The organism is Bacillus sp. URHA0034 (assembly GCF_056280405.1).
The window spans coordinates 4,081,243-4,093,847 of the sequence record NZ_JBWCDK010000002.1 but is presented as its reverse complement, the minus strand read 5'-3'; the positions used below and the strand labels follow the sequence as shown (position 1 = coordinate 4,093,847).

10 protein-coding genes are annotated in these 12,605 nt (G+C 38.5%); all 10 read right to left on the bottom strand.

The annotated features are described in order from the left end of the window. Positions 1-112 precede the first annotated feature (112 nt). A complete protein-coding gene (locus tag ACZ9EE_RS21655) occupies positions 113-1,486 on the bottom strand; it encodes an MATE family efflux transporter (protein WP_476030438.1) in 1,374 nt (457 codons plus the stop codon). A gap of 47 nt (positions 1,487-1,533) precedes the next feature. After that, positions 1,534-3,636, bottom strand: a complete 2,103-nt coding sequence (locus ACZ9EE_RS21650; protein ID WP_476030436.1) for an alpha-glucuronidase family glycosyl hydrolase — start codon at positions 3,634-3,636, stop codon at positions 1,534-1,536. A gap of 64 nt (positions 3,637-3,700) precedes the next feature. Further along, positions 3,701-4,756, bottom strand: coding sequence for a mannonate dehydratase (gene uxuA, locus ACZ9EE_RS21645; RefSeq protein WP_476030434.1), 1,056 nt, complete (start codon positions 4,754-4,756; stop codon positions 3,701-3,703). Positions 4,757-4,786: 30 nt separating this feature from the next. After that, on the bottom strand, positions 4,787-5,482 hold the full coding sequence (locus tag ACZ9EE_RS21640; protein ID WP_476030432.1) for a DUF624 domain-containing protein: 696 nt from the start codon (positions 5,480-5,482) through the stop codon (positions 4,787-4,789). A gap of 201 nt (positions 5,483-5,683) precedes the next feature. Continuing rightward, positions 5,684-7,333 carry an ABC transporter substrate-binding protein gene (locus ACZ9EE_RS21635; protein ID WP_476030430.1) on the bottom strand — a complete coding sequence of 550 codons (1,650 nt, stop codon included), beginning with the start codon at positions 7,331-7,333 and terminating at the stop codon, positions 5,684-5,686. A gap of 86 nt (positions 7,334-7,419) precedes the next feature. Next, positions 7,420-8,292 (bottom strand): carbohydrate ABC transporter permease, encoded by an 873-nt coding sequence (locus ACZ9EE_RS21630; RefSeq protein WP_476030428.1) that lies wholly within the window; start codon positions 8,290-8,292, stop codon positions 7,420-7,422. 12 nt (positions 8,293-8,304) lie between these two features. After that, positions 8,305-9,267, bottom strand: a complete 963-nt coding sequence (locus ACZ9EE_RS21625) for an ABC transporter permease (RefSeq protein WP_476033044.1) — start codon at positions 9,265-9,267, stop codon at positions 8,305-8,307. Between the two features lie 317 nt (positions 9,268-9,584). Then, positions 9,585-10,379, bottom strand: a complete 795-nt coding sequence (locus ACZ9EE_RS21620; protein ID WP_476033043.1) for a Nif3-like dinuclear metal center hexameric protein — start codon at positions 10,377-10,379, stop codon at positions 9,585-9,587. A gap of 184 nt (positions 10,380-10,563) precedes the next feature. Beyond that, entirely contained in the window at positions 10,564-11,409 is an 846-nt protein-coding gene (locus ACZ9EE_RS21615) for an SDR family oxidoreductase (RefSeq protein WP_476030426.1), read from the bottom strand. 67 nt (positions 11,410-11,476) lie between these two features. Then, positions 11,477-12,481 carry an endo-1,4-beta-xylanase gene (locus ACZ9EE_RS21610; protein ID WP_476033042.1) on the bottom strand — a complete coding sequence of 335 codons (1,005 nt, stop codon included), beginning with the start codon at positions 12,479-12,481 and terminating at the stop codon, positions 11,477-11,479. Positions 12,482-12,605 lie beyond the last annotated feature (124 nt).

Below are 12,605 nucleotides of genomic sequence, written 5' to 3'. Positions count from 1 at the left end.
TTCTATAAATATTAGCCAACTATTTTAAGGGAGTCATTCTTTTATTTTTTTAATACGTCTCCATAAAAGAACCCGCCTTTTTAAGACGGGGCAAAATTGGCGATTATTATTTTTAGGCAGTTGGTGATATTTGATTTTGAACTAAGACTTTTTTCTCCCATGCCCTGCTTTTCCATCTAAAGAACATGGTTATTCCTCTAACCCACTCATCAACAATAAAGGCGATCCAAATACCCGGCAGTCCGAACCCGAGATGAATTCCTAGGAAGTAAGCCAGCGGCACGCAAATCCCCCACATGGAGATAACAGCCATTTTAACCGAGATAGTGGTATCACCAGCGGCTCTGAGGGAACTAATTACGACTAAGTTAAACGTTCGCCCCGGTTCAAGAATAAAACAGAACAACAATAATTTGCTTCCCATGGAAATAATCTCTTTATTAGTTGTAAAAATCGAAAGCAGGGATTCCCGGAAGAAGCAAATAAGCAGGGCAACCGCAAAGGTTATACTAAAGCTGTATTTTAAGCTTTTTAATAATTGGCGGTAGGCACCATCAAAATCACGGGCACCTACCTTGTAACCTATTAAAATCTGTGTTCCCTGCCCCATGGCCAAGCCAAATAAAACAATATAAGAATTGACACTTTGTGTATAAACACGGGTGGTTAAGGCGGCAGCACCAAGAATAGCGATCATCGATGTGATCATCAGCTGACTGGCATTGTAACAGAGTTGTTCACTAGCAGCCGGAATACCAATTTTCAAGATTTTTTTTACTTGTGTTCCATCATTTGTTAGATAATCTTTTAATTTTATATTCATTGGGATCCTTTTATACATAATCGTGAGAATCACCAATAAGGCCGCTGTTCTGCTTATTCCTGTTGAGATAGCCGTCCCTTTCACACCCAGTTGAGGGAATCCCAATAAACCAAAAATCAAAATACTATTGATCGCTAAATGAACCACGTTCATGAACATAGAAACAAACATCGCATCTCGCGTGTAGCCATTCGCCCTTAAAATGGAGGATACCGTCTGCAATAATGCCTGTATAAAAAGAGTTCCTCCAACAATGGAAAGATACTGCTTTCCTAAACCAGCAAGGTGTTCGGGGAGATGAAAAAATGCCAAAAATTCGCCTTTAAAAATGACCATGATGATACTAATAATTAAACCCATGATGAAGTTTAGCTTGATTGACATGGTCGTTACAATTTTAGCATGTTCACGTAAGCCTGCACCTAAATACTGGGAGAGGACTACGGCTGTGCCCATAGAAACGAAATTAAAGATGAGGATGGTAAAGAAAATAAGTTGATTTGATACCCCAACTGCGGCTACTGCATCATCAGAAATATGGGACAGCATGATCGTGTCCGTGCTGCCCATAATCACTTGAAGAAATAGTTCAATAAAAATTGGCCATGTTAACCTCAGCAAACTGATTTGCGGTACCGCTCCTTGTTTATTAGTAAGTCCCATTACAGCTCCACCTTTGACATGAAGGTAGAAAACACTAACACATAGTCTTAATAGATTGGTCTATTTTGTTCATCTGCAATGCCCGATTTTCTGTAAAAATAAGTGTTAATGATGTCCCGCCACTCTTTAGAATGTGATACTTGTTCTTCTAATCTAGTTAAAATATCTTCATAACGTTCGGAGTCTATTTTGCCCTCTAATGTTGTCCATCGCTCTTTTAATTCCTGTGCTTCTTGAACCCCTTGAAAGTGAGTATTATAAATATGCTGAATCACTGTAACACCTGAGTTCAACTTATGGGTATAGGGAACATGGTGGAAAAACAATAACAATTCATCCGGACAGGTTTCCAGTGATTCATACATGTCGGCATTGTCTTTAAAATACTGTGCCGTGTACCCGGTACCTGTTTTTACGGTGCGATCAACACCAATGCCGTGGCAGTCAGCAAAATGATAGGTACCCCAAACCGAATATTCATAACCATCGACATTCGGCCCATAGTGATGATGCGGATTTACCATCCAGCCAACCCCAAGTGGTGAGGTATAATGTTCATAGATTTCCCAAGATTTAAGAAGCATTTGACTGATTTGTTCGTTAACCCGTTCATCCTGTCCAAAAGTTTGACCAATCCATTCCTTTGTAATCGTCTCTGCTTCAAGGTCTGGATTCCAAGTTAAACGCCCATAGCCATATAGGTTCGCTTGTGCTAACGGATGTCCCGTCCAATTATAATCATTACCGATATTAGAAACGGCTGCTATACCTGAATAGCGGTATGGGTAAACTGATCCGTCAACAATATGTTTGACAGGTGATTCTTCTCCATTTGCAAATGTCTTAAAATCCAGGATTTCCTTCCATTGAGGAACGAGATAACAAAGATGTCTCTGCTGCCCTGTATATTCCTGCGTTACTTGAAACTCCATCATCTGGTTCGTTTGCGGCATGGCACCAAATAATGGGGATACTGCCTCACGTACCTGGAAATCCATTGGACCATTTTTTATTTGCAAGATGACATTTTCGTGGAACTTTCCGTCTAATGGTTTAAAGTGGTCATAAGCTGCCCTTGCACGGTCTGTCGTGCGATCACGCCAATCTTGAAGGCAGTTATAGACGAAACATCTCCATATAACTAAACCACCAAACGGTTCTAAGACTTCCGCTAGCATATTGGCTCCATCTGCATGGTTACGGTTATAAGTAAATGGTCCTGGACGGTGTTCTGAATCTGCTTTTACGAGGAATCCTCCAAAATCAGGGATAAAGCGATAAATTTCTTCTGCCTTATTTCTCCACCATTTTTTAACCTCAGGTTCTAATGGATCTGCTGTCTCCAAATCACCGAGCGAAATGGTACTCGCATAATTAATACTAAGGAATGTTTTAATTCCATATGCTCTAAAAATACTGGCAACTTCAGCTACCTTAGGAAGTAAGCTGCTCGTAATTAAATTGGTTTCGACTTGATGTACATTCACATTATTAATCGAAATGCCGTTGATTCCAACTGAAGATAACAATCTTGCATAATCCTGAATCCGATTTAACTCCTCTGAAAATAGGTTGTCCTTGTAGAAAATAGATTGCCCTGCATAACCTCGTTCAATGCTGCCATCCATGTTATCCCACTGGTTAATCATTCTTAATTGATTTTTAGGAGATTCCACGATGTTTAAATTATTTATTGATTCTCTGTTCTGCATCAATCTTAAAAGATGATAAGCAGCGTATAATACCCCGACATCTCTTTTCCCTAACAGAAAAATCGTGCTGCTAGTATTAGTGACTACTGATTTGATGATATATCCATCCTCATTGACTTGATCAAAATCAACGTCAATGTTAGCATCCAGCATATTAGATTCTTTCTTTGTTGCTAATAAAATCCTATAGTTTGGTTTGGTTCCCAATGAGATTTGAGGTTGAATGTCCAGCATAGAAGAAAAAGCAGCATTCAGCTCATTTAGCGCCGAATCTATCACGGCAGAACCTGCCAGACTATTAATATTCCCAGCCCATTTACGATATTCTTCAGCCACCTCTGCATGATCAATTTTTGTATACTGCAGCCATGCCGCATAACTTTCTTTATGATTGACTTTGTTTTGTACGGTTGTGGTAGTTTCGATTATGCTATTCATTTTGGTTATCCTCCATTTTCAATCATCTAATTGCTAAATAGGTGAAGGTAATTTACTCTATTATTTATCGATTAAATGCATCCCAAGTCCCTAATAGATACATAATGCCAAGGGCACGATCATACAAACCATAGCCGGGACGGCATTGTTCATCCCAGATATGTCTGCCATGATCCGGCCTGATATATCCTTTGAATCCGCTGTCATGATAGGCTTTCATGATTCCAACAATATCCACTGTACCATCTTCTGTCCGGTGAGATGTTTCAATAAAATCCCCATTATCATAGATTTTTACATTGCGTACATGGGCAAATGGAATCCGTTCGGCAAATTCTCTTACCATCGCAACAACATCGTTGCTTCGGCTTGAACCTAATGCCCCGCTGCATAGTGTGACACCATTATATGGACTATCAACTAGCTTTAAAATACGTCGAATATTTTCCTGGTTGGTTACAATCCGTGGTAAGCCAAATACAGACCATGGCGGATCATCCGGATGAATTGCCATTTTGATATCATGTTCTTCCGCCACTGGAATAATAGCTTCAAGAAAGTACTGCAAATGATTGAATAAATCTTCTTCTGTTACATTCTTATAAGCTTCAAATAAAGTTGTAATATTTTCTAAGCGCTCTGGCTCCCAGCCTGGCATTGTAAAGTCAGGATTCCCTGCAATTTTATTCACCAATTCCATTGGGTCGATATCATCCACTTTTGCAGTTTCATAGAAAAGGGCAGTAGAACCATCTTCATGGGCTTTATATAAATCTGTCCTTATCCAATCAAAGACCGGCATAAAGTTATAACATATGACCTTTACTCCCACTTTAGCCAGTTTTTCAATGGTCTTTTTATAGTTTTCTATGTATTGATCACGAGAAGCGAGGCCTAATTTAATATCCTCGTGTACATTAACGCTCTCAACGACATCAATATTAAATCCGTACTGATCAGCATGTCGTTTAACTTCTAAAATTCGATCCATTGGCCATTCCACGCCGGCCTGCATGTCGTGAAGAGCCCAAACGATCGTTTCCACGCCAGGTATTTGTTTAATATGATTTAGGGTTACGGAATCATTCCCCTCACCATACCAGCGAAATCCCATCTTCATGTAAAATTCCTCCGTTCATTTAGATAACTTTTAGTTTGTATTCTCATGCGGTTTACAGAAGTTCAATTTAATATCTTCTAAGAGGTCCCTGCTATTCAATAAAAATACATAACAAATAACGCTGGCCATAAACACAATGAAAAAATTCGAGGTAATCGTGGTCAGAAATAACGAAATGATAATGATACCTATATTTCCAAAGGTTACCTTTACTTTTTTGAAACTGTAATAAATGGACAGTTTACAAATATCTTTTAATCTAAATTTAAAACCTGCATTAATTAAAAATGAATTCATCATGATAATCATCGTGATCAAAATACCTATGAAAAAAATGACCGATAGAATGTGATGAGTCACGGATGGATTTGAATTAAAGTATTGCAGGTCGATAAAAAGGATATATAGGACTAGAAGCAGCGGCAGCCAAAACTTCATGGTATCTTTAAAATTTATCTTATATCCGTGGAGGAAATCTCTTAATGGAGAAAGTTCCTTCTCTCGGATGAGTTTTCCAATTGAATAAAAAAGGGCTGATAAAGAAGGACCAGTCAGAGTAAGCGCGAGAAAATAAATGGTGATATTTGAAAAAGTCGGTTTTAATGTCATAAAAAAGAATAAGAATATGGCGTTACTGATAACAAAATAAATATTAGTCATTAAAAGCCAATAAATATGGTTGGTTAATGAAAATAAAATTCCTTCACCAAAATCTCTTTTTTTCATAGAAAATCCACCCATCAATTCAGTTAGATTGTGATATCTCTCATAACTCTTATAGAGAAAAATGGCTGTGAATGTGAGACGTCCCCGCTCTCTCCACAACCATCTCCTTTTCCATTTACAGTTTATCGCTTTGGAATAACTGCCTGCTATTCTAGTAAAATCACGGTGATAGACAGGCAGTTATCACAATCACTATTCTACTTACTTATTTTTCTTTTTATATTCTTTATAGGCTTTATTTACTAAATCAACGTACTTGTCCATACCTTTTGCTTTTAATTCAGATACATAGGCATCCCACTCAGAGAATGAACGCGTACCTAAAATAAACTTCGCAGTATTTTGTTTTACCATATCCGTTAATGGTGTGGAAAGAAGTGTAGCTTGTTCTTGATCAACTGACTCCATTGGATATGGAGGATCTGCCGGCAATACTTCCTTATTCTTATGCATGCTATCCTGGAATTTAATTTCTTCATCACTCATTGTGGATTGAAGTAAATCGGTTGTTCCACCATAAGCGAATGTCCCAGTTCCGAATCCATAGTCCACACGTAAATCTTTCTTACCAGCTGGATTTAACCCAAGGAAGTTAATGTCTGGCATAAGAACGCGTTTGCCATTTTCCTTCTTATAGGTTGTTCCTTCAACGCCCCATTTAGCTAATTCTTGACCTTCATCGCTATACCATAACCAATCTACAAATTGCAGTAATTCTTTAAAGTTCGGGTCATCCTTCGCTTTTGCATTAATCATCAATCCGTTTTCTAATCTTGATCCAGCAATGACATTCCCTTTAGGACCTCCAGGGACATCAATTTTAGCGATAGAGAACTTGCCTTCCCCTAGTGTTTTATTCATCGAATCGCGCATAGCTACAATTTCTTGTGAGTTGGAACTAATAACAAATGATTTACCAGAGACAAATTTTTCCTTCGCTGTGTCATCACTTTGTGACAAGCTTTCTTTGTCCATCAAGCCTTCTTTTATAAGTCCGTTAAAGTACTGAAGCATCTGTTTGTAGTTTTCTGTTGCACCTGCAAAAATGAACTTATCTTTATCTTGATCGAATTTAATATAGTTTGTTGTACCCCAGCCGCCAACAGTTCCAAATGTAGGAGCTGCATATTGCAGTAATGCACCTAGTGGACTTGCTGCTCCTGATGTACTCCAGCGATCAGAGAATGGGGTAACATCTGGATAAATTTCTTTTAATTGTTTTAATGCTGCTTCAAATTCATCCCATGTTTTTGGAATGGCGATATTATTCTTTTCGAAAATATCTGTTCTAATGGCTAATGTATAATCTGGCCATACTTCTTCATGCAAGCCAGGGAGCACATAATATTTTCCATCCGCTTGTTTTAGGCGGTCTAATTCAGGCTGCAACTTCCATTTTTTCACTTTATCCTCGAAGTTAGGCATGTATTTTACATAATCACTGATTGGTAAAATAGCACCCGATGAAACGAATGGAGACTCCTCACCAGGATACGTTTTCGGGATAATTAACGGAGCATCCCCAGAACTAATCAATAAACTTCTTTTTTGACCATAATCACTCATTGGAACAACCGTTTGCTTTAACGTAACATTCGTTCTCTTTGTGATTTCGTCCCATAGCAGCCAATCCTTTTTAAAAGCATACCATGCTGCATCATTATACATGGTGGTAAAGGTAAGCGGCTTTGCAGCTTTAAATGTTTTCCCAACCGCATAGTCCTTCATTCCATCGCCTTTAACCGAAGCCGTTGAGCTAGTGCTTTTATTACTTGAGCAACCAGCTAATAAACTACTGATAGCCGTAACGATTGCAACTAAAAAGACTAGCTTTTTTAATATCTTTGCCATTGCAGTTCCCCCATTTTTGATGTTTTATAATGAACTTATTTCTAAGTTACATTCAGATTATTGCTTAACAAGAATGAAGCTAATCGTTATTGTTTGACGGATCCAAGCATGATACCGGATACAAAATACTTTTGAACAAACGGATAAACCATTAAAATTGGCAGCACTGTTAATACCATTGTTACCGCTTTAATATTAGCGCCAATTTGTGTCAAATCATCTGCAGCAGTTGCACCTGCCGATTGCCCCGAAGTGGCACCCGCCAAAAGATTTCTCAAGTAAAGAGTGACTGGGAACATGTCTGACTTATCCAAATAGAGAAATGCCCCAAACCATGAATTCCAGTTTCCTACCGCATAGAACAGCACCATTGTTGCTAAGATCGGCTTCGATAATGGCAAAATAATTTTTACAAGTGTTCCATAAGTAGTAGATCCGTCAATGGAAGCAGCTTCTTCCAGTTCTTCCGGCATACCTTCAAAAAATGATTTCATAATTAACATATTGAAAATACTAATCGCTCCTGGAATCACCATGGCCCAGATGGTATTTGTCATACCAAGTGTTTTTATCAGTATATAGTTAGGAATTAATCCGCCATTGAAAAACATCGTGAAAATCGCCAAGGATGTAAAGAACTTCCTGCCCATAAGGCGCTTTTTAGATAATACATAGGCAAACATGGTCGTCATAACAATTGAGATAAAGGTTGCAACAACCGTATAAACGATGGTATTTCTATAGCTAGTCCAGAAAGTCTTATCATGCAGAATCGTTTTGTAAGTGGTAACGTTAAAACCTTTTGGAATCAGAGTTACTTGTCCAGCTTCTATTTGTGCTCTGCCGCTGAAGGACTGGGCCACAACATTCAGAAATGGAAACAAGGTAATATATACTATCAGTAATAAGATGATGACGTTAACCACTTTAAAAACTTTATATGATTTAGTCTCCTTCATATTTTTCCACCCTTACCACAGACCGTTATCTGTGTATTTTTTTGAAAGGAAATTAGTTGAATATACTAAGATCAGGCCAATAATTGATTCAAACAACCCTATTGCTGTCGCATAACTAAAGTTGCTGGATTGTAAACCGACACGGAATAGATAGGTAGAAATAACATCCGAAGTTTCATAGTTTAAAGGATTATATAGTAATAATACTTTTTCAAATCCTACTGCCATGATACTTCCAATATTTAAGATTAATAGAGTAATAATTGTAGGAAGAATTCCAGGAATGGTAACGTGAATGGTTTGTTTCCATCGATTTGCTCCATCCATTTTGGCTGCTTCATACAAGGATTCGTCTATATTTGTAAGTGCCGCTAAATACAGAATTGCTCCCCATCCCATCGTTTGCCAGGCTTCCGAGCCAACATAGATAGGTCTAAACCACTTTGCATCCTGCATAAACAGGATTGGTTTCCCTCCAAAGAACTCAATCAAAGAATTAAGAGCTCCGTTTGTAGCCGTTAATTGTAAGATCATCCCACTTATAATAACGATTGATAGGAAGTGAGGTAAATAAGATGCCGTTTGAACAAACTTTTTGAATTTCTTCGATTTCACTTCATTTAATAATAATGCAATAATAATTGGAGCCGGGAAACAAACAAGTAAGGTTAAACTGCTCATGATAAGGGTGTTTTTAAACACATGCCAGAAGGTAGCATCTCCAATAAACATCTGTATGTAACGAAACCCAACCCATTCTTCACCAAAAATATTTCCGCCAGGGATGAATCTTCTAAAGGCAATAATATTACCAATCATCGGTATGTATTTGAATATCACCAGATAAATGATTGGTAAAATAAGCAGAGAATACAGCTGCCAATCCTTTTTAAGCGCCTTTAGTACCAAAGATCGTTTGGTAGTGGTAATAATGGGTACTTGCAGCTCTTGTGTTTGCTTTGAGACCTCAACCACCTGCTTCAATGAAATTCCCTCCTATGGTTTAGTATTTTAAAACTTCATTCGGGTGATCCTGCTAAAATTGAAATCATTCTTATCTATACGATTCCATCCCTATAGTTCGTTTATCCTACAAACTATCTTAACCTATTACTATCCTACTACCTTTTGTTTTACTAGGTATTGAAATACTTAGATAGTTTGTTCACCACACGAACTATGTTATCACTATTTTAACATCACAACTATATAGGTGCAAGCGGTTTCAGATATAATTCTTAACTTTTTCATTAATCTATTTACATTATTATTATCCTTTATTATCAGTAGTTTTAGACTAATTGGAACAGAGGCTTTTCAGATATAAAATGAACAGGGATATCAGCGAATATTGTTTTCATCCATGCTGCCAGATACTTCATACCAGGTGCTTCACTTTCAGCATGGCCTAGTACGATTAGTGCTTTACGTTTTCCTTGATAAGAAGCATCCCTTACAAACTCAGGAGTCTCCCATTCAGGTCCTTCTCCTGAAATAATTAAATCAAGATCCTCTTTCTCAAACAGCGGAATGGACAATGCTCCTCCTCCTCGATAGCCTGCTAACAGACCAATACGAGTGCAGTTTTGCGATAACTCTCCCGCTGTCCGTACAAACTCCATTCCCAGTTTTGTTTTTACGTACTGAGCAATTTCCCTAACAGTCATTGGGGGAATGTTTACGATCGTCGATGTTGGATGATTCTTTTCCACGTATGATTCCCATTCCAAAGCCTCAATCAGACCGGCCATAATACCATCTGGCTTGTAGCGATGCACGTAATCGTGTAAACGATAGACAGCAATCCCGGATTCTTCAATAAGCCGGAGCTTTTCAATGACAACTTGGCTTTCTGCCGCTATTTCCGTATTGTCCATATGGCTATAAAATAGACCTTCATGGGTAATCAATAGATTGACACCAAGGTTTATCGCCTGCTCAATCACGTGTTGCGTGGCCATAAACGTTGTTGCAATGCCTGTCACTTCCATGCTTGGATTACCATACTTAAGAGTGTCTACCGTGTTTTCGAGCGTATCCACTTGTTCTATTAATTGGTCTATGACATTTTGAACGGTAATCATGATTCTGAACCTTCTTCCGAAAAATAGTTTCATTTTATGGAGGAGTTGCCCGTTTCAAAGGCAACTCCATCACGATTAATGTTTAGATTCGTTAGAAACGAGTAAAGAGTCTGCTGTTTCAATCCAGATTGCCTTTTCCTGGGCTTCAATACATAACTCTGCTGCTCTAAATGTATGTTCTTGATTCCTAAACACCTGAATAAGACATAAATCCGCCATCGACGGGCACGCTTATCCCTGTGACGAATCCGCTTGCCTCCTTATCAGCAAGCCATAGCAGCGTCCCAAGTAAATCCTCAGGTTTTCCTAATCGTCTCATCGGTGTATGGGCGATGATTTTATTGGTTCTTTCTGTATTGGTCCCATCTGGATTCGTTAACAATGCCCGATTTTGTTCGGTTAAGAAAAAGCCAGGTGCAATCGCATTTACTCGGATACCAGCCTCAGCAAAATGAACGGCAAGCCATTGAGTAAAGTTTTCGATGGCCGCTTTGGCTGCGCTGTATGCTGGAACCTTTGTCATCGGACTAGGAGCACTCATTGAAGATATATTTATGATGGATCCTTGATTATGAATCATTTTTTTTGTGAAAATTTGAGTAGGGATTAACGTACCAATAAAGTTAAGGTTAAAAACATAACCAAATCCCTCTGTGGTCATATCAAAAAAGGTGGTTAAATCAGATTTTTCAAGATCACTTATCTCAAAAATCTCCTTTGTTGTGATTCCCTTTGGATGATTTCCGCCTGCCCCATTAATTAATAGGTCACAGCTTCCATATTCAGAAGAGACAATTTCCTCCGCCCTTTTTACACTCTCAACATTTAGTACATCACATTCAATGGCGATTGCTTTGCCGCCAAAAATTTTAATCTCGTCTGTTACCTTTACTGCCTTTTCATAGGTACGATTTAAAATCGCCACCTTCATTCCTTGACGGGCTAACTCTTTCGCCATGCAGCCGCATAAAACGCCGCCGCCGCCTGTGACTACTGCGACTTTTCCTGTTAAATTCTGGTTTAATGGAAGCATAATATCTGTGTCCTCCTTGTTGTCTACTCTGTTTAAACGTTTTCAAGTGTTCTCATTCTAAAAAATATTAAAAGCTAGTAACCTTCCAAAAAGCTTCCTTTGGCTGGTGGTCTTCATCGAACAATAATGGCCAGTTTTTACGTCCACGCACTGGAAAATCATTTAACCATGTATAGTCATCAGCAGCCCCCCAGAACGTGACGGCTGTAATATCGTCACGATACTCTCTTAGTAATTCGAAAATTTGCTGATATCTCTGTGTCTGACGTTCGGTCATTTCCTCAGTAGGTTCAGTCAGGTCCGTCCGCTTGTCTTCAAATTCGAAAACAGATACATCTAATTCTGTAAGCTGGAGCTTCAAGCCAAGTGATGCATATCGTTCAATTGCCTCCCGAATTTCGTCCAAACTTGGGTTCGTTAGGTTCCAGTGTCCCTGAAGACCCACACCATGAATCGGAACCCCTTTATCAACCAACGATTTCACAAGCTGATAAATCTTTTCCCGCTTCCCTGGATTGGATTCATTATAATCATTGTAAAAAAGCAGGGCATCCGGGTCAGCGGCATGTGCAAATTCAAAGGCCTTTTCTATGTAATCTTCGCCGATGATGTCGAGCCAATTAGTTTTTCTGTACAATTCAGGACCTTCGTCAGTTACTGCTTCATTGACTACATCCCAGCAGTATATTTGTCCTTTATATCTCTGCATGACAGTGGTCATATGGTCTTTCATCCGTTGCAACAATTGATCCCTGGTTACTTTTTCTCCATCAGAATTCTGGAAAACCCAGTCAGGCGTTTGATTGTGCCATACCAATGTATGCCCACGCATCTTCATCCCATGACTTTGTGCAAACGCTGCCAATTCATCGGCTCGTTCAAATGTAAATTTGCCCTCTTCTGGTTGTAATAACTCAAATTTCATATCATTTTCAGCTGTAATACTATTAAAATGCTTTGCTATTAAATTTTGCTGTGTTTCAATTGTACGAAGGTTTACCGCTGCACCAATGTTAAAAAAATTTTCATAGACTATCTGTAATGAAGGAACCTCAACACTTGTTTTTACCATCATTAAACATCTCCCATTAACATTTGGATTTCAAAAGTTTGTTTATGCAGCCAACAAACTAATTCATGTCTATCATATATAATTTATAATGAATTTACAATAAAAAAACAGAGTTTTTTGAAAA

Excerpts from the sequence above, each read along its gene's own strand:
- ACZ9EE_RS21655 (WP_476030438.1), bottom strand. The coding sequence starts at position 1,486 with ATGGGACTTACTAATAAACAAGGAGCGGTACCGCAAATCAGTTTGCTG.
- ACZ9EE_RS21610 (WP_476033042.1), bottom strand. The coding sequence starts at position 12,481 with ATGGTAAAAACAAGTGTTGAGGTTCCTTCATTACAGATAGTCTATGAA.
- ACZ9EE_RS21640 (WP_476030432.1), bottom strand. The coding sequence starts at position 5,482 with ATGAAAAAAAGAGATTTTGGTGAAGGAATTTTATTTTCATTAACCAAC.
- ACZ9EE_RS21630 (WP_476030428.1), bottom strand. The coding sequence starts at position 8,292 with ATGAAGGAGACTAAATCATATAAAGTTTTTAAAGTGGTTAACGTCATC.
- ACZ9EE_RS21650 (WP_476030436.1), bottom strand. The coding sequence starts at position 3,636 with ATGAATAGCATAATCGAAACTACCACAACCGTACAAAACAAAGTCAAT.
- ACZ9EE_RS21615 (WP_476030426.1), bottom strand. The coding sequence starts at position 11,409 with ATGCTTCCATTAAACCAGAATTTAACAGGAAAAGTCGCAGTAGTCACA.
- ACZ9EE_RS21635 (WP_476030430.1), bottom strand. The coding sequence starts at position 7,333 with ATGGCAAAGATATTAAAAAAGCTAGTCTTTTTAGTTGCAATCGTTACG.
- uxuA (WP_476030434.1), bottom strand. The coding sequence starts at position 4,756 with ATGAAGATGGGATTTCGCTGGTATGGTGAGGGGAATGATTCCGTAACC.